Raw genomic sequence first — 23,449 nt, 5'->3', positions numbered from 1 at the left:
CGGTCTGCCATCGTATACGGAGCGCGTCCGCGCGACGCGGCCGCTGAGCGGACCGGACGAGAGGATCGGCCGATGACGGAGCTGTCCAGGGCGGATCGGATCCGCCTCCTGCGGAGCGTGGCACTCTTCGAGGGCGTCCCGGACGCCGGGCTCGCCGCGATCGCCGATGCGGCCTCGACCGTGAGGTTCGAGGCCGACCGCACGATCGCCCGGCAGGGAGAGGTCGGGACCGGGTTCTTCCTCGTCGTCAACGGTCGGGTGCGGGTGGTTCGAGACGGCCGGCTCCTCGCGACGATCGAGCCCGGCGGCTTCTTCGGCGAGCTGTCGCTCCTCGATCGCGGTCCGCGGGTCGCCGCCGTCGTCGCGGACGAGCCGAGCGACCTCCTCGCCCTCGCGTCATGGGATCTCGAGACGATCCTCGCCGAGCAGCCGGGCGTCGCACTGGCGATCCTGCGGGGGGTCGCGACGCGGCTCCGGGCGGTGACCGAGGATGCGAGCCATTGAGCTGTGCCGACGCGTCACACGCGCCTGGACAGCCTTCCATGCGGCGGCAGCCGCGCACCGTCGACCCGGGTAGACTCACCGGACGATGACCTCGCGCGCCGCCGACCCGCCTGTTCCCACGCCGCCTGCAGGGGGGCAGCGCGCGAAGACGGCGATCCCTCGCAATCCCGGCCGCCGCGAGCTCGGCATGAAGGCGACCCTCCTCTTCCCGGACCGCGAGATCGTCGAGCGGTACTACGTCCCGCTCATCTACACCGCCTGCCGGACGTGCTACTCGGAGATGGAGCCCGATGAGATCTTCCGCCGCGCCGCCTCCGGCGATATCGAGGCCGCGAAGCAGGAGCGGCTCATCAAGGGGGTGATCGAGTCCGGACACGGCTCGACGATCGAACACATCGTGTTCACGTTCGGCATCAGCGGGGTGTCGAGGACGCTGTCGCATCAGCTGGTCCGCCATCGCGCCGGAGTGGCATTCGACCAGCAGAGCCAGCGGTACGTGAAGTTCAAGGGTGCCTCGACGATGTTGCCGGCGACACTCGAGGACGCCGACCCGGAGCTCCGCGAACGGTACGAGGGCCAGATCGAGGGGTCACTCGAGTTGTACGGCGATCTCGTCGCGGCCGGCATCCCCGGCGAGGACGCCCGATTCGTCTTTCCGAATGCCACCCGGACCAACCTCGTCATGACGGCGAACCTGCGGGCCCTCATCCATATGAGCGGCCTCCGCCTCTGCACGATGGCGCAGTGGGAGATCCGGCGACTCTTCCAGCTCATCCGCCACGAGGTCTTCGCGGTGAGCCCGTTCCTCGGCAGCTTCCTCGCCCCGAAATGCGTGCCACTCGGCTACTGCGACGAGATGGGCAACCGCGACGAGCACTGCCCCATCCGGCCGCACAAGGACCGAGTGCTCGGAGCGTGGGCAGCGTCGGCGCGCGCGGCGCGCACGAGCGGTCGGGAGTTGCCCGTCCGCTGATCCGGCGGGGTCCCCGGGGTGAGGCCGGGGGTCAGTCCGCCGCGCCGAGCTCGCGCACGAACCGTCGGATCACCCTGGCGAGGCGGGGCCCAGCTTCGGCTCCCGCCGCGAGGACCTCCTCATGGCTCAGGGGCAGGCCCGAATAGCCGGCCCCGGAATTCGTCACGAGCGAGACGCCGCATACCTCGAGGCCGGCCCAGCGAGCGGCGATCGCCTCGAGCACCGTCGACATGCCGACCGCATCGCCACCCCACGCTCGGAGCATCCGCACCTCTGCCGGTGTCTCATAGCTCGGCCCGAGGAGGCCGACGTACACGCCCTCCCGCAGCCCCACTCCCTCGGCGCGACCCGCCGCGTGGAGACGGCCGCGAAGCGCCGGACTCCACACGTCCGTCAGATCCGGGAAGCGCGGGCCGATCGCATCCGCGTTCTGTCCGAGGAGCGGCGTTCGGCCGGTCATGTTGATGTGATCGGCGATGACCATGAGGGTGCCGGCACCGAACGTGGGGTCGAGTCCGCCGGCCGCGTTCGTGAGGAGCACGGTGCTGGCGCCGAGTCTGCCCATGAGGAGGATCGGCTGCACGACGAGACCCGCATCGTTGCCTTCGTAGAGATGCAACCGACCCTGGAGCATGACGACCGGCGTCGCGTCGAGCCGACCGAGGAGCAGACGCCCGACGTGTCCGGGCGCTGTGGCCGCGGGCCAGCCTGGCAGCTCGTGGAAGGGGATGGACGTCGCTTCCTGCAGGTCGTCCGCCAGCCCGCCAAGCCCGGAACCGAGGACGATCCCGACCCGCGGCACGAGCGCCGTCCGCGCGCGCACGGCGGCCACGAGGGCGTCGAGCCGGACGGGTTGATCCGCGGGCTGGATCGGCGCGGGAAAGTCGGCGGACAGGGGCGCTCCGGCTGGCCGGTCGGTCATCGATGCAGCGTAGCCCACGGCGGCGCACGGAGGGTGTCGTCCGGGAGCCTCGTCGGCCCGACGGGAGTATCGACACCGGGATGCCGATCGCGTCCCGCCGGGCTGCCACACGCGGGTCGGCGGTGAAGCCGGCGCACACGCGGACAAACGAAGCGCCCGAAGCGACCGCGCTGGCCAGAGGTCCTTGATGTGATCTCGGGGTCTCCGGTCTCGCTGGCCCCTTCGGGCAAGACCAACAGTAGGGCCGACCGGTGGGCCGGGTCAACGCGCTTATCCACGACTTGCGCCGGGCCTCGGCGCAGGTTTCCACGAAGTCGCGGCGACTGTGGACAACTCGTGGATATCGGCGGCCACGTCAGTCCCGGCTCAGCCGCCGAGGGCGAACATCTCCGGGCGCGGCGTGTCCGTCGTCGCAGCGGTCCGCAACTCCGAGTATCGATCGCTCCGGTCGCCCCAGACGGCCGCGATCGCATCGCGCAGATCGTCGTCCGATCCGCCGGCGCGGAGCGGCGCGCGGAGGTCGTGCCCGACAGTGCCGAACAGGCACGTGTAGAGCTTTCCGTCGGCGGACAGCCGGGCGCGGGTACAGGTGCCGCAGAACGGTCGGGTGACGGACGCGATGACGCCGACCTCCGCCGATCCGTCGGCATACCGCCAGCGGTCGGCGACCTCGCCCCGGTAATTCGGCGGCATCGCCTCGAGGGGCATCTCCGCGGCGATCGCGGCAAGGATCTCCGCGGCCGGCACGACATCGTCGAGGCGCCAGCCGTTCGTGTGGCCGACGTCCATGTACTCGATGAAGCGGAGGATGACGCCCGCCGACCGCGCCCAGCGGGCCATCGGCACGATGCTCGACTCGTTGAGCCCGCGCCGGACGACCATGTTGATCTTGATTGGGGTCAGGCCCGCCTCGCGGGCCGCGGCGATCCCCTCGAGCACCCGATCGACCGGGAAATCCACGTCGTTCATCATCCGGAACGTCGCGTCGTCGAGCGAGTCCAGGCTCACCGTCACGCGCCGCAGGCCCGCGTCCGCGAGCTCGGCGGCGAGCCTCGCCAGCGCCGATCCGTTCGTCGTCAGCGTCAGGTCCACCGATCCCCCGTCCGGCGTCCGGATCGTCGCGAGGCGCTCGACGAGGACCGCCAGGTCGCGCCGCACGAGCGGTTCTCCGCCGGTGATCCGGAGCTTCGCCGCGCCGAGGCCCACGAAGACGCGGGCCAGCCGTTCGATCTCCTCGAACGTGAGGACCTGATCGCGCGGCAGGAACGCGAAGTCCCGCCCGAAGACCTCCTTGGGCATGCAGTACACGCAGCGAAAGTTGCAGCGGTCCGTCACCGAGATCCGCAGGTCGTGGATCGGCCGTCCGAGGCGATCGACCGGCCGACGAAGCGCCTCGAGCGGGACGAGGACTCGATCCATCGGGCCATGGTACGCCGGACCGCGGAACCGGCCTGGCGGTACCACTGGACCGGGACCGTGGTACCTCTAGCGGACTGCCCCGGACCACCTCTGCTCCATACGATGCGGCCACGCCCCTGATGACCAGCGGCACCGTCCAAACGTGGAGGCGACCTCCTACCATGGCGACCACCGACCAGCGGGCCGGCTTCCGGCTCCCCTGGACCTCGGAACAGCGATCGACCGCCGACGATGGCGGCTTCGACGGATCCGGCGCGGCCGACGCCGACGGACCTGAAGCTGCCGAGCGTCCAGCCGCGGACGCGATCCCGGTCGCTCTCGAGGAGACCGTCGGATCCGTGCCGCCGGCAAGCGCGACCGCTCCGGCCCCCGTCGGACGGCCTGCCAACCGGCTCCTGGCCGACCTGACCAGGGCGATGCAGGCGGCCGCCGAGACGGCGCGGACCCAGACACTCGGCCAGTTCGCAACCGAGGCGAAGACGTTCGTCGAGGAGATCCACGGTCGCTCCGCGAGCCAGGTGTCGGAGCTCCGCAAGCGTACCGACGACGACGTTGCCTCGATCCGCGAATGGTCCAAGGCGGAGATCGCCCGAGTCCGCGAGGAGACCGAGGTGCGGATCGGCGGACGCAAGACCGAACTCGAACACCACCTCGAGCTTCATGCGGCCGTCATCGAACGCGAGATCGAGCGCATCCACGGTCAAGTGGCCGCGTTCGAGACCGATATGGAGCGCTTCTTCGAGCGACTCCGCGCCGAGGAGGACCCGACCCGGATCGCGACGATGGCCGGAAACCTGCCGGAGCCGCCCACCTTCCTCGCCTCGGCCGTCGATGTCGACGAGATCGTCGCCGGGACCGTCCCGCCGGCCCTCGTTGCCGACGCGCCCGACCGGCAGGCCGAAGCCACCCTCGGCGCCGCTGCGATGGAGCTCGTGGATGCGGGAGACGGACCGGAGACCGCGGTCGTCGACGACGCCCGGGAAGACTCCGAACCTGCGCCCGTGGATGCCGCCGGCGAGGCCGCGGAGGTCGCCGCCCAGATCGCGGTCGGGGCCGCCGAGGTCGCTGTCGACGCATCCGAGGGATCCGTCACGGACAGTGGCGCAGACGCCGGCTGGGACCGCGATCCGCGGCTCGAGGCCCTCGGAGCGTCCGCCCCCGACGCCGCGGAGGCAGAGGCGGCGACAGCCGTCGGCGACAACGGCGACTACGCCGTCATCGACGACGACGCCCTGAGTGCGCGGCTGGCCGATCTCGTCCCGGAGCGCCAGCATCCAGCGGCCGAGCGCCCCGCGGCCGAACGCCAGGCGACCGCCACAATGCCGGTCGAGTCGACCCAGATCGTCGTCGTCGGACTCGTCAGTGTCTCGAGCATCGCGGGCTTCAAGCGTCACCTCACCCGCCTGCCCGGAGTCCGCTCGGTCGGCGTGTCGTCCGGGCCCGACGGCGACTTCCTGTTCGCGGTGAACCACGATCCCGCCCTTCGACTCGGCGACGCGATCCCGAGCCTGCCCGGGTTCGGTGCGCGGATCACGAACAGCGGGGACGGCGTCCTCAACGTCTCCGCCCGCGATCCCGAGTCGGAAGGCTGATCGCCGGCCGTGACACGTCACGCCATCGCGGTCGTCCTGCCACCGGACGAACGTACGCCCGTCACCGCCTACCTCACCGACGCGGGATTCGACGCCGTCGCGGTCGACGGCCCCGAAGGGCTCGAGGCCCTCCTGTCCTCCCGCCGGGACGTCGCGGTCGCGATCATCGACGGCGAGCGCGACTTCGACGCCGCCCTGGACGCTTACGCGGTCCTCCATGACGCCGGTCGCGCCGTCCCGGCCCTCATGGTCGTCGCCCCCGCATCGCTCGGGTCGTCTCGCCTCACCGTCGCGAAGGCCGACGCGGACGAGTACTTCACCCGTCCGTACTCTGTCGAGGCGCTCCGCTGGCGCATCGAGGCGATGCTCATCCGCTCGCAGACGGTCGACGATGGCAGCGGCGGGATCATCGAGTCCGGACCGATCGACAGCGCCGCGTGGAACCGTCGGGCGCAGGTCCTCGCGATCTTCAATCCGAAGGGCGGCGTGGGGAAGACGACGATCGCGACCAACCTCTCGGCCGCCATCCAGGTGAACTGCGGCCTCAAGGTCCTCCTCGTCGACGCGGACACCGTGACCGGCCATGTATCGACGTCGCTCTCCCTCGAGAACGTCCGCACGGTCGTCGACAGCTGGCGCGACGAGGCCGAAGGATCACATGCCGAGTCGCTCGTCGAGCTCGCCGCGTCGCACCCGAACGGGATGCGCGTGGTGTCGCTCACGAACTCCCCGCTCCACACGGAGATCCTCGAGCCCGGCCGCGTCGGCGATGCGATCGCGGCGAGCCGCCGGGGATTCGACTACGTCATCGTCGACCTGCATCCCAGCTACTCGGACCTCAACCGGGCGATCTTCGAGCGCGCCGACCGGATCCTCGTCCCGGTGACGCCGGATGTTCCGGCCATCCGGGCCGCCGTCCAGCTGCGCGACGCGGCCACCGAACTCGGCATCCACGAACGCCTCGCGATGATCGTCAACCGGGCGAACAGCGGTGTCTCCGTCGCGGACATGGAACGGACGGTCGGGATGCCCGCCCTCGCCACGATCCGCTCCGGCGGGATGTATTTCGTGCGAGCCGCGAACGAAGGTCGAACGGTCGTCGAACGCTTCCCCCGCGAGAAGGTGAGCGAGGACTTCGCCGACCTGGCGACACGCCTCGTGAACCCCGCGGGCACGACGGACGGGGGCGTGGCGAAGGCGGCGCTCCGGACGCTCTTCGGGCGGCAGAAGGAAGTCGTCAGGGCCTGACGCTCGCCGCCGCGCGATCCGCGTTGCTCGCCGTCAGCTCGCGCCCCCGAGCGGGAGGCCCGGCAGCGGCACGGCAGCCTGCTTCGTCCGCTTGTCGATCTGCGCCGCGCCGCGAAGGTAGAAGCGATTGACGAGGACGACATCCACGTCCGCGTCGCCCACCTCCCGATCGCCGAGCAGCGCCTGGGCACTCGTCACCGGGAGGAACATCTCGCTGGCGCGATCGAGGAGCCGGTCGGGATCCGAGCCCGGGTAGAGGTAGACCGTCCCGAGGACGCGGAACGGCGGCACCTCGAGCGCGACGTCGTAGGGGATCTTGTGGATCCGATGGGCGACCTTCTCGTCGTCGGACAGGTCCGGCAGCGTCCCCTCGCCGGCGAGCACGATGATGAGATCGTACGGGTCGATGCTCTTGAGCCCGGGCACCGGCGAGAACCCCTCCGACCCGTCGATCGGGGCCCACGACACATCGCTGATCGCGATCGCCTCGCGCCGATTCAGCACGTCCGACAGCCGGCCCTCGACGTGCATGAGCCCGATGAGCCGCCACTCCTCGGTGAGGCCGTCGAAGGCGATGCCACTGGACGCCCGGCTCGCCTCGGACGCTCGCGGAGGAGTGGCGATCGAGCCGCGCGCGGGCGCGGGCGCTGGCTCGGTCGGCTGGATGGGTTTCCGGCGGAACGGGAACGGCACGTCAGTCCTCCGTTCGGCCGGCGGCCCACGGGTCCGACGCGGACCACTCGACGCTCACCGCTGACCTCCTGCCTGCCACGGGCGCATTCTACGCGGCTGACGATGGCCGGCGGCAGGCGGCACGGGCCGCCGGACCGGGATCGCGCGGCGGACGTGGTCGGTCCGCTCAGTCCCCCGTGGGTGCGTCCCCGCCCGGCTCGACCGGGAGGTCCGGCGGCGGATCGGCGGGACGAGTCATTCCGCCGGGGCCGGTGGTCGGGTCGGCGGAGAGAACGACCCGCTGCGGACGCGGGATCTCGATGCCATGGGTTCGAAATGCGACGAGGAGGCGCTTGCGCAGCTCGCCCGGGGCATCCCAGCGCGCCTCCGCCCGAACTGCGCCGAGGACCTTGAGGGTGATTCCGTACTCACCAAGGCCCTGGACGCGTTCGACGCGCGGCGGCTCGAGGACCCGTTCCGCCCAGAGCGGATCGGCGGCCATCTCGCGACCCACCTCGTTGACGATCTCCGTCGCCCGCTCGATGTTCGTGCCATAGGCGACCACGACATCCTCGTTGATGCGAGCCCACAGTCGGGTCAGGTTCGAGGCGACCGTGATCTCCCCATTCGGCACGGAGTGGACGACCCCGTCGATGTCCCGGACGGTCGTCCGGCGGAGGGTGAAGTCCTCCACAACGCCGCTCACGCCGGCGATCTGGACCGCGTCGCCCCGGGCGAACTGGTTCTCGACGAGGATGAGGACACCGTTGAGGTAGTCCTTGACGAGGCTCTGCGCCCCGAAGCCGACGGCGATCCCGACGATGCCGAGGCCGGCGATCGCTGGCCCGATGTTCACGTCGAAGTTGCCGAGGACCGAGATCATCGCGATCGTCACGACGAGGACACGGACGACCGCGACGGCGAGCGACGAGACGGTGTCAATCCGCCGTTCGATCTCGACCGCTGAGAGCTCGCGCGCGGTGCCCTCGCGCCGCTCGCGGTCCATGAGTCGCCGCACCAGGGCCCCGAGATACCGCTCGGCGAGCCACAGGAAGATCCAGGCGACGACGATGACGATGACGATCGGGACGAGCGTCCGCGTGGCGAACGACCCGAGCGCCGGCCACGGGGCGCGATTGAAGTCCGGCATGGCGCTAGCCTACCGTGGACCGCCGACCGCGCGGACGCTCAGGCCGCAGCGCCACCGAGCCGGATCGAGATCGCCGCGGCGGCGGCGCGGGCCTGGGCCGCGATCTCCGGCACCCGGGCCGGGACGACCCGGCAGGCTTCTCCCCACACCCCCACCGCGGCGGCGACCCCACCCCGAGCGTCGTGGACCGGCGCGGAGACCGCGTTCATCCCCGCCTCGAACTCGCCGAACGCCGTGGCGAAGCCGCGACGGCGGACGCGGGCGAGCTCCTCGAGGAGCGGCTCGAGGCGGGTGATCGTCCGTTCCGTGCGCGCCTCGAGGCCGCGTCGGGCGATCCGCAGGACCTCGCGCTCGGCGAGGGCGGCGAGGAGCACCTTGCCGGTCGCGACGCAGTGGAGCGGGCTCGTCCGGCCGGTCCAGTCACCGTCGGGCGCGACACTCGAGCCGTTCGCCTGGGCGATCGTGAGACAGCCGTCGGCGTGGAGGACCGCGAGGCCGACCATCTCCCGAGTGACCCGCGCGAGGCGCTCGAGCTCGGCCATCGCGATGCTCCGCAGGTCGCGCGTCCGCTCGGCGCGTTCGGCGAGACGGATGACAGCGAGTCCGAGGCGGTACTTTCCCGTATCGTCGTCCTGTTCGACGAGGTCGCGACGCTCGAGCGTCGCGAGGAGCCGCGATGCCGTGGACTTGTGGAGGCCGAGCCGTCGGGCGAGTTCCGTGACACCCACCTCACCCGGCGACTCGCCGAGGGCGAGGAGGAGGGTCGCGGCCCGATCCACGGACCGCACGGCGTTGCCGTCGAGGACCACGTGCCGGGCCCCCGGACTCAGCGTGCCACGGCGAGCACATCGTGCGCCCGAGCCGTGAGCGCCGCCTCGAGCGACCCCTCGAAGGCCTCGAGTGCCTTCGCCTCGTCCGCGTCGTCATGGGCGGCGCAGAGGAACCATGGCTCGCGGCTGTCCGGCTCCGGCATCGCCCCGCGAGCGTGCATCCCGGCGGCGATCGCGTCGTAGAGCTCGTGGTCCGTGTCCGCCCAGTCGCGGTACTCGCGGATCTCCTTCTCGGCGAAGACGATCCCGAACATCGCCGGGACCCCGGTGAACGTGTGGGCGAGACCCTTCGCGCGAAGGATGCGGCCCAGCTCCGCCTGGATGCTGCGGCCGCGGGCCCGGATCGATTCGAGGACCGTCCCGTCGCGGAGGATCCCCAGGGTCGCCACCGTGGCCGCCGCGGCGACCCGGTTGCCGGCGTACGTGCCGCCGTGGCTCACCCGATCCGGCAGAACGCTCATCACCTCGGCAGTCCCGCCGAAGGCGGCCGCCGGATAGCCGTTGCCCATCGCCTTGGCATACGTGGCGAGGTCCGGGGTGACCCCGAAGAACTCGGCCGCGCCGCCGAGGGCCAGGCGGAACCCGGTCTTCACCTCGTCGAAGATGAGCAGTGCGCCGAACTCCTTCGTGAGCGCCCGGACGCCCTCGTGGAACCCCTCCCTCGGGAGGATCGCCTGGGCGTTGCCGAGGATCGGCTCGACGATGACCGCAGCGATGTCGTCGCCGTCGCGCTCGAACACCCGGCGCAGCGTCTCGAGATCGTTGAACGGCACGGGGATGACCGTCTCCGCGATCTCCTTCGGGATGCCGCGACCCCAGGCAAGGCGGACCGGGTTGTCACGGTCGCCGAGCTCGCTCATGTCGTTCGGGCCGACGCTGATGAGGGCGTAGTCGTGGACGCCGTGGTACTGGCCTTCGAACTTGACGATCTTCGTCCGACCGGTATATCCGCGGGCGACGCGCATCGCATGCATCGTCGCCTCCGTCCCGGAGACGGTGAGGCGGGCCATCTCCACCCAGCCGGTCATCTCGCAGATGAGCTCGATCGCGCGGACCTCGTCCTCGCTCGTGAGACTGAAGCTCACCCCGCGGCGCATCCGCTCGTTGACGTGGTCGTCCACGCGCGGGTCGCCATGGCCGAGGATGACCGGCCCGTATCCCATCCGGAGGTCGACGTACTCGTTGCCGTCGATGTCCCAGACCCGGCCGCCGCTGCCCCGATCGACGTAGATCGTCTCCTCTCCCCAGGCCCGGAAGTTCGAGTCCGTGCCTCCCGGCAGGACACGGCATGCACGCTCGTACATCGCGTGCTGGCGGGATCGGTCGAGCACGGGGCTCGTGCGGGCGGCGGGGTGGGTGGCCATGATCGCTCCACGATGCGGCGGCGGGACGCGCCGGGATCCGGCGCGGCGCGCCCGCCACGCCGGCAGCGGTGGGTGCGCAGGGTGGGACGCGCCGCCTCGCATGGTGGCACACGTTCCGCCGGTGCGTCAACGCGATATTCGTGGTCCGTGCGCCTGCCAGCACCGGAATCCGTCGGTCGCGCGATGAATGCGACAGGAATGCGTCGGAACCACTCCCGACGGCCGGACGCCCTCAGACGGACTCGGCCACCCAGCGAGGAAGCTCCCGCCGGAGCGTTGCGAGGGGCAGCGAACCGTGACCCAGGACCTCGTCGTGGAAGACGCGGATGTCGAACCGCGAGCCGTCTCGGGCGGTGAGCTCACGGCGGAGCTCCTCGATCACTCGCTGACCGAGCTTGTACGTGAGCGCCTGGGCCGGCCAGACGATGTAGCGGTCCGTCTCGATCGTGGCGTCCGTCATCGACAGCCCGGCCGCGAGGAGCGCCTCGACGGACTGCTCGCGGGACCAGCGGAGCGCATGCATCCCCGTGTCGACCACGAGGCGCGCGGCGCGCCAGGCCTGCGCATCGAGCATCCCGAACCGTTCGGCCTCCGAGCGGAACAGGCCCATCTCGTCGGCGAGCCGCTCGCTGTAGAGGCCCCAGCCCTCGACGTACGCGCCGCCGACCATCCGCGAGCCGAGCTGCCGGAAGCGATTCAGCTGCGGGTTCTCCATCTCGAGGGCGATCTGGAAGTGGTGACCCGGGACCGCCTCGTGGTAGGTCGTCGTGGCGAGCCTGGAGAACGAGCGGCTCGGCAGATCGTAGCCATTGGCGTAATAGATCCCGGTGCGCGATCCGTCAGCCGCCGGCGGGTAGTAGTAGGCGAACGGCGAGTCCGCCTCCTTGAACTCCTCGACCGGCCGAACCTCACAGGCCGTGCGCGGCAGCCTCCCGAAGAAGCGCGGTGCCGCCACCATCGCCCGATCGATGTCCTCCCGCGCCCGGACGAGCATCTCGTCCTTCGTCCGCGGGGTGTTCGACGCGTCGGCGTCGAGGGCCGCCCGGTAGGCGGCCGTGTCGTCGCCGAAGCCGGCCGCCCGGGCGATGACCCGCCGTTCGATCTCGATCGACTCGAGCTCCTCGAGCCCGATCCGGTGGATCTCGCGGGCCGGCATGTCCACGGTCGTCCAGGCCCGGATCGCGGTGCGGTAGAGCGCGTCGCCATCGGGTGCCGACCAGAGGCCCGGTTCCATCCGCGTCGCGCCGAGATACGGGCCGCGGAGGGCCGCGAGATACGCCGCGTCCGCCGGCCGGACCACGTCCCGGACGAGGTCGGCGACGATCGTCCGATCCGCTTCCGAGGCGACCTGGGCGTAGGTGACGATCGGCGACTCCTCGACCGGCGAGGCGAGGACGCGCTCGAGCTGGGCGATCGTCCGCTCCGCCACGATCCTCGTCGCCGTGAGGCCGAGTTCGAGACCCTCGGCGAGGAGGTCGATGGTGGCGGCGATGAACGCCGGATACGCCCGCAGGCGGGCGGCGTAGGCGGCGAAGCGATCCGGCGTGTCCGCTCGCTGGAACTGGGCGACGACCGCGAGGAGCGTCTGCGGACCGTTGATCTGGTCGACCGCGGCGAGGATGTCCGTGCGCTGCTCGTGCTGCTCGAGCCCGAGATCACAGACGACGCCGATCATGTCGAGCGTGATCCGCTCCTCCACGGACCATCCGCGGTCGTCGAGCGTCGCGATCTCGCGGCGGGTCCGCTGCCAGAGGTCCACCGCCCGCGCGCGGCCGGTCGCACTCGGATCCTCGAGCCGATCGGCGTAGCGCTCGTCGCCGTAGACCGTGGCGGTCGTCGGCTGGAGCTCGAGGATCGAGTCCCAGAATCGATCGGCGAAGGCGTCGACGGCGCTGAGGGGCTGGTCGTCGGTCACGATTCGGCACTCCATCGGTGGACGACCGCGGTCGATGGCGGCGAATCCCTCCGCTGCGCCGGTCGTTCGCGGAGTATCGCCTACCGGGGCGGTCCCGTCAGGAGGATGGGCCGCCGAAGAGCGGGAGCTGCTCGCCCGTCCGTTCGACCGCCGGGTCGAGACCGACGAGGGGTTCGAGATCCGCGATGGCCGCTTCGTCGCGGGCGGCCCACGTTCGGAGGTGGTTCGCCTTCAGCACGTGCCAGTTGTCCGCCTCGATCGCCTCGCGGAGGAGCGGCGACCGCTCGAGCTTGTAGCGAACGAGCTCGGTCCGCTCCGGGACCGTGACGAGGAAGCGGACCATGGCCTCCGTCGAGGGGATCCTGGCGTGGCGGCGGAGGAGCGGCTCGCCGAGCATCGCGGTCCATTCGACCTCGAACAGGAAGGCGCCCCGCGAGCGGACGTACCAGACGCAGTCGATCTGCTCGATCTCCTCGGCCGGTCCACGGACGATGAGCGGGAGGTAGGCATTGCGCTCGCGGTCGTCGAGCCAGTCGCCCACGGTCCGGCCGGCGATCCGGCGACCCTGCTCCCGGGCTCCGAGCCAGACGCGGTAGCCGAGCCGATGGCCCAGCTCGGCGAGGACCGTGAGGAGCTCCGTGTGCTCCTGGCTGCGTCGGAGGAGGTCCTCCGACGTGACGAGGCGGTCCGGTGTCGAGGCGAGACTCCGGTACGAGGAGAGGCAGGCACGGACGAGGCCCTCGTCCGGCAGGTCATGACCGCTGAACAGCGCCGCGATCCGGCCGAAGAACGCGGACTCGGACAGGCGGCCCCCGGTAGAGAGCAGGCTGAAGACCGCCCATTCGACCCGATCGGCGAGCGGAAGCGCCGCCCCGGCGACGTCCGCCGGATCGGCCAGCCACCAGCGCCCCGGCTCGATCTCGCGGAGGCGCCGCTGGTCGGGCCGCGACAGCTCGTTGCGGATGAGCGACAGGATGGCCTCGACCTGATCGTTCCCGGCGATCGTCGCCGGTTCGCGCCGCTCGTCGCGCCGGGGCCGGGTCGTGGGCAGCCGCCGCACATCGAAGCCACCGCCGCGCGGGTCCGGCTCGGCCACACCCGTCGCCCCCTCGGAGGAGCGGCCGACCCGCCCCTCCTCGCCGCGACCGACATCGTGCCGGCCGCCGCGGTCCGGGACGTCGACGCGGTCCGCAGCCTCCGTCCCGGCATCCGCGGCGACGAGCCGCCGGAGCATGCCCGCCCGGTCGAGGCCGACGAGGACGTCGCCGAGGATCCGCTCGGCGCGAGCCGGCTCGCCGCGCGCCTGGAGGATCTCGATCGCCGTGGCCGTCACGGTCGCGGCCGCCTCGCTCGAGGAGAAGGCCCGGCGGTCGAAGCGCTCCGGCGGCGAGAAGAGGCCCCGACCCGGGACGACGTCCGGATCCCCCGACCCGCCGGGCGTGTGGGGCAGCTCGACGTTCGCCCGCGTCCGGGGCGACGGAGCGAGTGTTGCCCCGGGCGGCACGAACTCGACGGATCCGCCGGCTTCATCGTCCGGTTCGCCGGTCCGCGCCGCGACGAGGCGATAGCCGGCACGGACGCCGCCGAGTGCGGCCGTCACGAGCGCCTCGGGCCCGCCCGACTCGAGCAGGAGGACCACCCGTCCATCCCGGCTGAACCACGGCGCCACCGCCTCGAGCGATCGCCCGAGCGCGGCGGCCTGCCAGCCCCACGGAGCGCGACCACCGGGTCCGAAGAGCGCCTCGAGCGGGAGGAGCGCCGCGGCCTCCCGGCCGAGGAGCCAGGCGGTGGCCGCATAGGTGGCGGAGAGGCGATCCTGGTTCGGGCGGGCCGGCGGCTGGCCCAGGACGAGCCGGACGCGGGGACGCGCCTGGCCGGCCGCAGCGGGTTCATGCGCCTCCGCCTCGAGCGCCCGGAAGGCGGACGGCGTGCCGAGGCGGACGACCGCCGTCGCCGCTCCCTCGCCGAGACTCCGCACATCGTCGCCGAGCCGGACGTGGGCCGGTCCGCTGGGGCTCCCTTCGAGGCGCTGGATGAAGCCGCGGACGACCCGGTACCCGTCCTCGAAGGCCAGCCACGGATTCCGTTCCCGCCACTGCTCGCCGGACGGGAGCTTCACGCGACCGCCATGGATCCGGATGTTCGCGATCCGACCGGGGAATCCGTTGAGGCGGCTCGCCGGCAGGATCGCATGCAGGAGGGAGAGCCGGAGCGCCGCCTCGACGGACGCCGATCGGAGGTCCGCGTCGATCCGTTCGAGGACCGCATGGAGGCCCTCGAGCTGTCGCGGCGTATGGAGGTCGAGGATCTCGTCGACGAGCGCATCGTGCCCGTCGAGGGTCGGGAAGCGGTCGCGGAGGAGACGGCGGGCGAGCAGGCTCGGCTCCGTCGCCGCCGCCCGGGCGAGATCGTCGTCGTCCACCGGGGCGTGGCGCTGCTCGCCGCCGCCGATCTGATCGCGACAGATCGCGCAGCGATAGTGCTTGCGGACCAGCCGCCCGGCGGTGCCCTCGCCGTCGGGTGACGCCTCCCAGATGAACTCGTCCACGACGGCGGGTCGGCCGCACGTGGGGCAGCGGGTGGCGAAACGCTCGCTGATCGAGACCTTGAGGCTGGACTGGAGGCGGGGCGCGGCGGCGATCGCCTGGAACGCCGCGTCGAGGTGACGGACGTCCGGCGGGCGGAGGACGACTTCCGCGAGGAGCCGCGTGAGCGGGTTCGACTCCAGGGTGACCGCACGGCGCTGGCGGTCGACCGCGGACCGGGCGACCCAGCCGCCTCGGCCGTGGAGGTCCACGACGATGTCGCCGGGGGCAGAGTGCGCCTCGATCGCCGCCTCGACGAGCTCGGGCGGCGGCGGCGGCCCGCTGAGCCGCTCGAACGCCGGCAGCGAGATCGCGGGATCGGCACGGGCGAGCGGGTCGTGGCCGGGCATCGTCGGAGCATTGTGCCACCCCCGCCACGGCGCCGGCCGCCGAGCGTACCATCCGGGCGCGGGCCACCCGGGCGGACGGCCACCCGGGCGGACGGCTACTCGGGCGGATGGCAACCCGGCGGACGGCCACGCGCGGTCCACACGGAGGAACGGCATGGTCGACGGATCGGCGGACACGGTCGAGGCGACGCGGGACGGCCTTCGGACGTGGAGCGCGATCCGCGACGCCGTCTCGGTCGCCGTCGTGGGCGCCGAACCGGCGCTCCGGCTGCTCCTCGTCGCCCTGCTCGCCGATGGTCACGTCCTCCTCGAGGACGTGCCGGGAGTCGGCAAGACGCTGCTCGCCCGCGCCTTCGCGCGCGCCCTCGGCCTCTCGTTCGCACGGGTCCAGGGCACGCCGGACCTCCTGCCCGGCGACATCACCGGGAGCGGCGTCCTCGACGGCGCGGCGTTCCGCTTCCTGCCCGGGCCCGTCTTCCACAACGTGCTCCTCGTGGACGAGGTGAACCGGGCCACGCCGCGGACCCAGTCGGCACTCCTCGAGGCGATGCAGGAGCACCAGGTCTCGGTCGAGGGCGAGACTCGTCCCCTTCCCGACCCGTTCATCGTCCTCGCGACCGACAACCCCATCGAGTACGAGGGGACGTTCGCCCTCCCGGAGGCCCAGCTCGATCGGTTCCTCGTCCGCGTCCGCATCGGCTATCCGGACGAGGCGGGCGAGGCTCGGATCGCCCGCCGCCACCTCACCGCCGCGGAGCCGCTCGACGGGGTCCGCGAGGTCGTGCCGGGGGCCCGGATCGTGGCCATCCGCGAGGCAGTGCGCCGGACCCACGTCGGCGACGAGGTGACGGCCTACGTCGTCGCCCTCGTCCGATCGACCCGGGTCCACCCCGACCTCTCACTCGGCGGCTCGCCCCGGGCGACCGTGGGGCTGTTCCGGGCGGCCCAGGTCTGGGCGTTCCTCGACGGCCGCGCCTTCGTGCTTCCGGACGATGTCCAGGCCGTCGCGCCGGCCGTCCTTGCGCATCGGCTTCGCCTGGACATCGATCGCGAGCTGCGCGGTGCGTCGCTCGCGGCGGTCGTGGGCGACGTGCTCGGGACGACACCCGTCCCGCCGCCCCGCGACTGACGCGGGCGGACTCACCGACCGGCCGTCCGGGACGTCGATGTCCGTCCTCGTCGCGCTCGTCGTCGTGCTCGGCGGAGCGATCCTCGCGATCCCCGGCGTCGTCGCCATCGGCGTCGCGGCCCTCGGCCTCTCGATCACCCGGACGGCGTGGCTTCGATATGGCGCGCGGACGGTGACCTATCGCCGCCGTCTCGCCACCGACCGGGCGGTCGTGGGCGACGAGATCGAACTCGAGATCGCCGTCCGCAACGGCGGCCCCCTGCCGCTCCCGTGGGTCCGGACGGTCGACGGGCTGGGACGCGGGGTCAGCGTGGCCGGACCGCCCGAGGCGGCCGGGAGTGCCGTGCACGGCGAGCTCGTCAACGGCTGGACGCTCGGGCCGTTCGAACTCGTGAGCCGGCGGTTCCGCATCCTCGCGACCCGCCGCGGCGTGTTCGAGCTGGGACCGCTCACGATCGCCGCCGGCGACCTCCTCGGCCGTTCCCTCCCGATCGAGGAAGCGAGCCTTCGGACGCGCTACCTCGTCCGGCCGCGGATGGTCGCGGTCCACGGCCTCGATGACACGCGCGACCGCGGTGGCGAGCGCCGTGCCCGGACGGGCCTCGCGGAGGACCCGAGCCGCTTCGCCGGCGTGAGGCCATACCGGCCGGGCGATCCGCTCCGGCACCTCCATCGACGCGCCACGGCGCGCACGGGCAGGCCCCTGACGAAGCGCTTCGATCCATCGCGACGACGCGACGTCGTGCTCGTCCTCGACCTGCGGGCTCCCGGCGGCCCGGGCGTCGGAGCGACGGAGCGGGATGAGGCCACGGAGGGCCTCATCGTCGCCGCGATGTCGCTCGCCAGATCGCTCCACGGTGACGGTGCGGCGGTGGGACTCGCGGTGGCCGGGTTTGCCGGGGGCGCCCGCCACATCCTCCTCCCACCGAACGGGACGGCGGCAGCCCTCGGCCTCCTCGCCGACCTCCTCGCCCGCCTCGACGCGATCCCGTCGCTGTCGTTCAGCCAGCTCCTCGACGACGTCTCGCGGCGGCTATCGCCGGGCACCACGATCGTGACGATGAGCGCCGTGGATCCGGGCCCCGCGCTCGTGGCGCTGCGACGCCTCTCGCGATCGGGATTCGGCGTCATCCACATCGCGTTCGGTCGAGACGCGCCGGCCCTCGCCTCCCGGGCCACCGCCGTCGGGATCGCGGCGCGGGCGGCCAGACTCGACGGACCATGGGCGACGAGCACTCGCCTCGAGTTCGTGGCGTGACGACGGCATCCCGCCGCTCCCTGCCGGCGTCCTCCCTCCCGGCGCTCGTCGGGCCGACCCTCATCGCCGTCGCGGAGGGAGCGTGGATCGCCGCCCTGTACGACGTTCTCGAGGTCGCCAGCGGCGGGGACCGCACGCTCGGACTCGCCTGGTTCATCGTCGCGGCGACACTCGGCCTCGCGGTCGGCAGCCGGACCCGAGCCGGCCACGACCGCGATAGGACGGTTGGCGCCGGGCTGGTCGTCATCGCCGTGCTCGGCTGGCTCGCTGCGCCCGGTGCGATCGCCAGGGTCGTCGCCGGCGATCCGGGACTGGCCGTGGCGAGTCATCCGGGCGGGTTCCTCCTCGGCGTCGCGGCGTTCCGGGGGGTCCTTCGCGGGCGATCGCTGGCGGACATCGGCACGAGCGACGCCGGGCTCGGCGGTCCGGCCATCTGTCTCGCCGGCGGCTGGCTCTTCGCCGGGGCGCTTGCCGACCCGGGACGGTCGGTCGTCGTCCACGCCATCGTCGGGCCGACGATCCTCTTCCTCATCGCCGGGCCGGGCGGGACGGCCATGAACCGCGTCGCGATGCTCGGCCGGGCGACGGGCTTCGGCTGGACCGCGAACCGGGCGTGGATCGCATCGCTGTGGGCCGGCCTCCTCTTCGTGGGAGGCGTCGCGGCGATCGCCGCGGCGGATGCGGGGGTCGCGATCCGCGATGTCGCGCCGGCGCTCCTCGTGCTGGCCGCCGTCGTCGTCGTGGCGCGGGCCCCATCGCCCGTGGCCCGCCAGGACTCCCGCCGGCGGACCGTCCTCGGCTGGCTCCTCATCCTCGGCGCGCTGTCCCTCGTCCTGTTCCTGCCGCAGTTCACGACCCAGCCTCGACCGACCGACGCCACAGCGGCGACGACCCAGTCGCAGGCAGACACGACCGGGCGGAGCGGTGGGGCGATCCTCGTCCTCGTCGGGCTCGGGATCGCCCTCGCCGTCGCGGCCGTCGTCCTGCGGCGTCGCTGGATCGCGGCCCCGACCGCCCGATCCGGGACGACCGAAAGGCGGCTCGTGGCGGTCGACTGGCACCGCCTCCGCGGAGGCTGGCGCGTCGCGCTCCGGCGGTCAGAGCGCCCGGAGCCGCCCGCCGACGCGGTCGGCGCGTATCTCGCCGCGCTCGCCACGCTCGGCGCCGAGCCGACGACCCGCCGGGCACGCGGCGAGACACCGGCCGACCATGCGCGCCGATTGCGCGCCGACGGTGCGGGCGGTCGCGCGCTCGACCTGCTGGCGGCGGACTATGCGCTCATCCGGTTCGGAGGGCGGGGATTGTCCGCCGTGGAGCACCGCCGGGCGCTCGGACGGTGGCGCCGCATCGCGGCCGAGACCGAGGAGCGGGCGCGACGGGACCTCGCGGCGCGGGCGGCGACGAGCGCTGCCGATGGCGGGGACGGAGCGGCGGGCCGGACGGAGGCCCGCGACGCGGCGACGGCGGCCCGGGAGGGCCGCGTCTGAGCCCTACGGCTCGTCGAGCTCGTCGGGCTCCTCTTCGAACGCCTCGTCCGTCGTCACGTCGGCGGGGAGGACGCGATCGAGATCCTCGATCTCCTCGTCCTCGACGTCATCCTCGAGGTCGTCCTCGAGGTCCATCTCCTCACGGATGAGGGTGCCCTTCGTGTACGGCCGGAGGTCGGTCGACTTGGCCGCGGCCGGGAAACTCACCTTGCCGTAGTTCTGCGGATCCTGGAACGTCTCGCGAATGATGATCCGGACATCCTTGTCGCCGAGCGAGGTGACGCCGGCGGCGTACTTGTTGCCGTCGGCGAGGAGCTTGAGGAGACGGGCCGCGACGCGCGGCTCGACGATGCCGATGCCCACGCCGTTGCTCACCGCGATGAGCCGGTTGCCCTCGGGATGGAGCTCCACGCTGTCGCCCGGGTTCACCTGGGCGAGCTTGCGCGGATCGGGGAGGTCGGTGAGGAACGCGAAGCCGGTCTTGCCGGTCTCCTCGACGAAGATGCTGACCGGCGCCTTGCTCCCGTCCATGGCCGGGACGGTCCGCTCACCGGCGTCCACGAGCAGCGTCCGGAGCCGGTCGATGTTCCGTTCCGCGATCCGGTTCGTCGGGTCCAGGGCGAGCGCGGTCTGATAGTGCTCGCGCGCCTCGCCGAGCTCGCCGAGCTCCCAGAGCGCCTTGGCGAGCCGGTTCTGCGTCTGCACGTCCGGGCCCATCTCGAGGATCCGGCGGTTCGTCTCCGCCGCATCCCGCCACTGGGCGGCGGTCGCCTGGGCGACCGCCTGCTCAGCGAGCTGGCGCTTCAGGCGGACCTGGTTCGTCGCGGTCGTCTTGCTGGTGTCGAGATCGGGGAAGGTCACGGCGGGGATCGTCCTTTCGGGCGGGTTGGCGTGGCGCGCCGGTGGGTGACGCGTCAGGCGTGGCGGGTGGGCGGGCATCCGCCAGGCAGTGGAGCATGGCAGCCGAGCCGCGGCTGGCGGCGACAGCACGACCGCTACTTGTAGCATCAGCCGCCCGAATCGTCAACGCAAGGATCGTCCGGTTGATGGGCGGTGTCGATGGGCGGGGGGACGCGCCTGGACGTCCGCGAGCCCCGGACGGTCTCATCTGCTCACCACGGGAACGTTGGAGGCGCAGCCGGGGTCCATTGCGTCTCCCGTGCTCTCCGGGTGGACGGTTGAGACGGATCGGGGCATCCAGACCCTGATTCTCCTTTCGAACGCTCCGGGGATGAGCGGATGAGAATCCACAGACCGCGCGCGAGGAGGCGACCGGAGGGCCCGCGATTCTAGGCGGCTGTGGAGCCGGCGAGCGCCGATCCCAGTCACGAGCCGCGCAGCCCCAGGTTCCAGGCGACGACGGCGATCGCGAGGAGCGCGAGCAGGCCCGATTGCCACAGGAACCGCGGGTCGCGACGGAGGGACGGGGCGGTGCCGCGGAGCGTGTCCCAGAGGTAGAACACGAGTGTCAGGAGTGCCGGGAAGACGAGGCGCGGGATGGCGATCGCCCGGAGGAGCCCGGCGCCGATGGCGATGGCGGCGGCATAGGTGAGGGCGGCCCACAGCGCATCACGGCGTCCGGCAAGTCGTTCGGCGGAGAACCGGAAGCCGAGGAGACCGGCCACGATCCCGTCCGCCAGGGCGATGATGGCGATGCCGGCCTCGCTCACCGCGAGCCCGCCGCCGGGAGCCCCGCCGCCCGGAGCCCCGCCGCCCGATGGTTCGGCGAGGCCGCCCACGACCATGGAGGCGGCACCGACGAAGGCGAGGAACGCGGCGACGAGCGCGACGGCGAGGAGGATGGACCGGTCGGCGGCCGACATGCCCGTCGGGCGATCGTGGACGCGCGCCTCGGCGTCGAGCGCGAGGTGGATGAGCCAGCCGGCGACGGCGATGGCGGGGAGCACCGCGAGCCCGAGCGGGACGAGGCGGATGGCGCCGAGCGAACCCGCCGCGGCGATCGCAGGGATGATGGACGCCTCGAGCGGGATCGGCGCATAGCCGAGGCTCCCCTCCCCGATGACCTGGCGCGAGCCGAGCCAGACGGCCGCGAACAGGAGTCCGGCGACGAGCCACACGAGCGGCCCGTCGAGGAGCCGCGAGAGGCCGACGATCGTCGCCGCGAGGACGACGAGTTCACGCTGGTGGCGGTGTCGCTGATCCATCCGTTGCGATGGTACGGGATGGCCGCCGCCGGACCCGCTCGGGCTTGCCCGCCGCCCAGGCGAGGAGGTCGGCGCGCGAGCGCGTGTTCACGACGCTCGACGGCTCCACCCAGGCCCGCCGCGCCTGGCCGACACCCCAGCGGAGGAATCCGAGCTCCTCGATGCGGTGGGCATCCGAATCGATGGCGATGAAGCAGCCGGCGGCCACCGCGAGCCTCGCCCGTTCGGCCGAGAGGTCGAGCCGATGGTCCGAGCCGTTCATCTCGAGCGCGGTCCCCGTCGCGGCCGCGGCGGCGAAGACCGCCTCGCAGTCGAGGTCGAGATCGTCCCGGCCCTCGAGCATCCGGCCCGCCGGGTGCGCGATGACATCGACGTGCGGGCTCGAGATGGCGCCGATCACCCGCGCCGTGAGCTCCGCCCGGGATTGCCGGCGGGCGACATGGAGCGACGCGACGACGAGGTCGAACGTGGCGAGGAGCTCGTCGTCGTAGTCGAGACGGCCGTCCGCCCGGATCTCGAGCTCGCAGCCGTGGAGGAGACGGAAGCCATCCGGCGAGGCGCCCTCCGGGAGCCGCCCCTCCGTCTCCTCGCGCTCGAACCGGGCGTTGAGTTCGGCGATGACCCGACGCTCCATGGCGACTCGCTCCGGGGTGAGCCCGTGGGCGATGGCGAGCGACCGGCTGTGGTCCGCGAGCACCTGGTAGGCATGGCCTCGCCGACGGGCCGCCTCCGCCATCGCCTCGATCGGATGGACGCCGTCCGACCAGTCGGAATGGCTGTGCAGATCGCCCCGCAGATCGGCCAGGCGGATGAGGACCGGCAGGCGCCCCGCGAGCGCCGCCTCGATCTCGCCGTCGTCCTCGCGGAGCTCGGGCTCGATGAAGGGCAGGCCGAGGAACGCGTACGCCTCGGCCTCCGTCCCGAACGTCCGGAGCGCCGCGTCCTCGCCGCTGGCCGCCTCGCCGTCCGCTCCGAGGCGGAGGAAACCCTTCTCGGACAGGCTCCAGCCGAGGTCGCGGGCCCGCTCGCGGAGCCGGATGTTGTGGTCGCGGCTCCCGGTGAAGTGGATGCGGTACGTCCCCGCCTCGCCGGGCGGCATGATCATGAGGTCCACCTGCGGCCCGTCCAGCAGGCGGATCGCCGCCTTGTAGCTCCCCCGGTTGAGGATCCGCTCGACGCTCCCGAGCGTCGCGAAGCGCTCGACGAGCGCCGCCGCCTCCGTGGTCTCGGCAAGCAGGTCCAGGTCGCCGATCGTCTCACGACAGCGGCGGAACGAACCGGCCGGCTCGACCGAGCGGACCCCCGGCGCCGCCTCGAGCTCGCCGACGAGCCGGCGGACGATCTCCGCCGCCTCGCCGAGGAGCATCCGGTCCGAGCGGCGTGACAGACCGGCGATCCCTGCGAGGATCGTCTCCTCCGTCTTTGCCGAGAGCCCGCGGATCGTCCGCAGGCGCCCCGCCTCCGCCGCCGCGCGGAGCTCGTCCAGCGTCGCGATCCCCAGCGACTCGTGGATGAGACGGACGGTACGGGGACCGAGCCCCGGGAGCCGGAGCAACTCGACGAGCGTCGGCGGGACTTCGTCGCGCAGCCGGTCGAGGAATCGCAGCCGGCCGGTCGCGACGATCTCGGCGATCTTGTCGCCGATCGCGGACCCCACCCCGGCGATCCGCGGCGGTGTGCCACGCCGGTACCCGCCCGCGACGTCGACCGGGCTGTGATCGAGCGCGTCCGCGGCGCGGTGATAGGCCACGGTCTTGAAGACGAGCTCGCCCTTCAGCTCGAGGAGGTCGCCGATCTCATGGAAGATCCGGGCGAGGTCGCCGTTGGTCGGCGATCCGAGCGGCGGGTCCGGGTCGCGGGGCACGCCGAGATGGTAGCCGGCGCGG

General features: G+C 72.4%; 18 protein-coding genes. 7 read left to right on the top strand and 11 right to left on the bottom strand.

The features are described from left to right. The first annotated feature begins 72 nt into the window (after positions 1–72). Both IVW53_04490 and thyX read left to right on the top strand, forming a co-directional pair. Entirely contained in the window at positions 73–504 is a 432-nt protein-coding gene (locus IVW53_04490) for a cyclic nucleotide-binding domain-containing protein (GenBank protein ID MBF6604824.1), read from the top strand. 85 nt (positions 505–589) lie between these two features. Next, on the top strand, positions 590–1,477 hold the full coding sequence (thyX, locus tag IVW53_04485; GenBank protein ID MBF6604823.1) for an FAD-dependent thymidylate synthase: 888 nt from the start codon (positions 590–592) through the stop codon (positions 1,475–1,477). A gap of 31 nt (positions 1,478–1,508) precedes the next feature. Here thyX and IVW53_04480 read toward each other — a convergent pair whose 3' ends face one another. Continuing rightward, the gene (locus IVW53_04480; GenBank protein ID MBF6604822.1) at positions 1,509–2,399 is read right to left on the bottom strand and encodes a purine-nucleoside phosphorylase; all 891 of its coding nucleotides are present in this window, start codon (positions 2,397–2,399) and stop codon (positions 1,509–1,511) included. A 366-nt stretch (positions 2,400–2,765) separates the two neighbouring features. Continuing rightward, positions 2,766–3,818, bottom strand: a complete 1,053-nt coding sequence (gene moaA, locus IVW53_04475; protein ID MBF6604821.1) for a GTP 3',8-cyclase MoaA — start codon at positions 3,816–3,818, stop codon at positions 2,766–2,768. Between the two features lie 161 nt (positions 3,819–3,979). On the opposite strand from moaA, the gene IVW53_04470 reads away from it, so the two are divergent. Together IVW53_04470 and IVW53_04465 are read left to right on the top strand one after the other, a co-directional pair. Next, positions 3,980–5,410, top strand: a complete 1,431-nt coding sequence (locus IVW53_04470) for a hypothetical protein (protein MBF6604820.1) — start codon at positions 3,980–3,982, stop codon at positions 5,408–5,410. 9 nt (positions 5,411–5,419) lie between these two features. After that, positions 5,420–6,658 (top strand): AAA family ATPase, encoded by a 1,239-nt coding sequence (locus IVW53_04465; protein ID MBF6604819.1) that lies wholly within the window; start codon positions 5,420–5,422, stop codon positions 6,656–6,658. A gap of 33 nt (positions 6,659–6,691) precedes the next feature. Here the strand turns inward: IVW53_04465 and IVW53_04460 are convergent, their stop codons facing one another. From IVW53_04460 to IVW53_04435, 6 genes are all read right to left on the bottom strand, one after another. Then, positions 6,692–7,351, bottom strand: a complete 660-nt coding sequence (locus IVW53_04460) for a hypothetical protein (GenBank protein MBF6604818.1) — start codon at positions 7,349–7,351, stop codon at positions 6,692–6,694. Between the two features lie 166 nt (positions 7,352–7,517). Then, the gene (locus tag IVW53_04455; protein ID MBF6604817.1) at positions 7,518–8,480 is read right to left on the bottom strand and encodes a mechanosensitive ion channel family protein; all 963 of its coding nucleotides are present in this window, start codon (positions 8,478–8,480) and stop codon (positions 7,518–7,520) included. 38 nt (positions 8,481–8,518) lie between these two features. Then, positions 8,519–9,289: an IclR family transcriptional regulator gene (locus IVW53_04450; GenBank protein ID MBF6604816.1), complete on the bottom strand. Its 771-nt coding sequence runs from the start codon at positions 9,287–9,289 to the stop codon at positions 8,519–8,521. 17 nt (positions 9,290–9,306) lie between these two features. Then, complete coding sequence (locus IVW53_04445; GenBank protein MBF6604815.1) at positions 9,307–10,674, bottom strand: aspartate aminotransferase family protein; 1,368 nt, start codon at positions 10,672–10,674, stop codon at positions 9,307–9,309. 232 nt (positions 10,675–10,906) lie between these two features. Continuing rightward, complete coding sequence (locus IVW53_04440; protein MBF6604814.1) at positions 10,907–12,589, bottom strand: DUF885 domain-containing protein; 1,683 nt, start codon at positions 12,587–12,589, stop codon at positions 10,907–10,909. Between the two features lie 97 nt (positions 12,590–12,686). Then, positions 12,687–15,524, bottom strand: a complete 2,838-nt coding sequence (locus IVW53_04435) for a hypothetical protein (protein MBF6604813.1) — start codon at positions 15,522–15,524, stop codon at positions 12,687–12,689. Between the two features lie 154 nt (positions 15,525–15,678). Between IVW53_04435 and IVW53_04430 the strand changes: the two genes are divergently transcribed. From IVW53_04430 to IVW53_04420, 3 genes are read left to right on the top strand one after another with little or no spacing between them, the layout of a single operon-like run. Then, positions 15,679–16,653 carry a MoxR family ATPase gene (locus tag IVW53_04430; protein MBF6604812.1) on the top strand — a complete coding sequence of 325 codons (975 nt, stop codon included), beginning with the start codon at positions 15,679–15,681 and terminating at the stop codon, positions 16,651–16,653. A 37-nt stretch (positions 16,654–16,690) separates the two neighbouring features. Further along, positions 16,691–17,911 (top strand): DUF58 domain-containing protein, encoded by a 1,221-nt coding sequence (locus tag IVW53_04425; GenBank protein ID MBF6604811.1) that lies wholly within the window; start codon positions 16,691–16,693, stop codon positions 17,909–17,911. After that, on the top strand, positions 17,908–19,398 hold the full coding sequence (locus IVW53_04420; GenBank protein MBF6604810.1) for a DUF4129 domain-containing protein: 1,491 nt from the start codon (positions 17,908–17,910) through the stop codon (positions 19,396–19,398). The genes IVW53_04425 and IVW53_04420 overlap by 4 nt, the downstream gene beginning before the upstream one ends. Positions 19,399–19,401: 3 nt before the next feature. Here the strand turns inward: IVW53_04420 and IVW53_04415 are convergent, their stop codons facing one another. The 3 genes from IVW53_04415 to polX all read right to left on the bottom strand — a co-directional run bounded on the left by IVW53_04415 (position 19,402) and on the right by polX (position 23,427). After that, positions 19,402–20,259 (bottom strand): tetratricopeptide repeat protein, encoded by an 858-nt coding sequence (locus IVW53_04415; GenBank protein ID MBF6604809.1) that lies wholly within the window; start codon positions 20,257–20,259, stop codon positions 19,402–19,404. A 464-nt stretch (positions 20,260–20,723) separates the two neighbouring features. Next, on the bottom strand, positions 20,724–21,563 hold the full coding sequence (locus IVW53_04410; protein MBF6604808.1) for a hypothetical protein: 840 nt from the start codon (positions 21,561–21,563) through the stop codon (positions 20,724–20,726). Beyond that, entirely contained in the window at positions 21,535–23,427 is a 1,893-nt protein-coding gene (gene polX / locus IVW53_04405; protein ID MBF6604807.1) for a DNA polymerase/3'-5' exonuclease PolX, read from the bottom strand. Before polX ends, IVW53_04410 begins: the two co-directional genes overlap by 29 nt. Positions 23,428–23,449 lie beyond the last annotated feature (22 nt).

It is taken from the genome of Chloroflexota bacterium (assembly GCA_015478725.1).
Classification (GTDB): domain Bacteria; phylum Chloroflexota; class Limnocylindria; order Limnocylindrales; family CSP1-4; genus C-114.
The sequence above is the reverse complement of the archived record's forward strand: the minus strand, read 5'-3'. Positions and strand labels throughout refer to the sequence as shown.

What these genes read in the sequence shown, in the direction of transcription:
- IVW53_04410 (MBF6604808.1), bottom strand. Translation starts at nt 21,563, where the DNA reads ATGGATCAGCGACACCGCCACCAGCGTGAACTCGTCGTCCTCGCGGCG.
- moaA (MBF6604821.1), bottom strand. Translation starts at nt 3,818, where the DNA reads ATGGATCGAGTCCTCGTCCCGCTCGAGGCGCTTCGTCGGCCGGTCGAT.
- IVW53_04470 (MBF6604820.1), top strand. Translation starts at nt 3,980, where the DNA reads ATGGCGACCACCGACCAGCGGGCCGGCTTCCGGCTCCCCTGGACCTCG.
- IVW53_04435 (MBF6604813.1), bottom strand. Translation starts at nt 15,524, where the DNA reads ATGCCCGGCCACGACCCGCTCGCCCGTGCCGATCCCGCGATCTCGCTG.
- IVW53_04490 (MBF6604824.1), top strand. Translation starts at nt 73, where the DNA reads ATGACGGAGCTGTCCAGGGCGGATCGGATCCGCCTCCTGCGGAGCGTG.
- IVW53_04445 (MBF6604815.1), bottom strand. Translation starts at nt 10,674, where the DNA reads ATGGCCACCCACCCCGCCGCCCGCACGAGCCCCGTGCTCGACCGATCC.
- IVW53_04455 (MBF6604817.1), bottom strand. Translation starts at nt 8,480, where the DNA reads ATGCCGGACTTCAATCGCGCCCCGTGGCCGGCGCTCGGGTCGTTCGCC.
- IVW53_04430 (MBF6604812.1), top strand. Translation starts at nt 15,679, where the DNA reads ATGGTCGACGGATCGGCGGACACGGTCGAGGCGACGCGGGACGGCCTT.
- IVW53_04480 (MBF6604822.1), bottom strand. Translation starts at nt 2,399, where the DNA reads ATGACCGACCGGCCAGCCGGAGCGCCCCTGTCCGCCGACTTTCCCGCG.
- thyX (MBF6604823.1), top strand. Translation starts at nt 590, where the DNA reads ATGACCTCGCGCGCCGCCGACCCGCCTGTTCCCACGCCGCCTGCAGGG.
- IVW53_04425 (MBF6604811.1), top strand. Translation starts at nt 16,691, where the DNA reads ATGTCCGTCCTCGTCGCGCTCGTCGTCGTGCTCGGCGGAGCGATCCTC.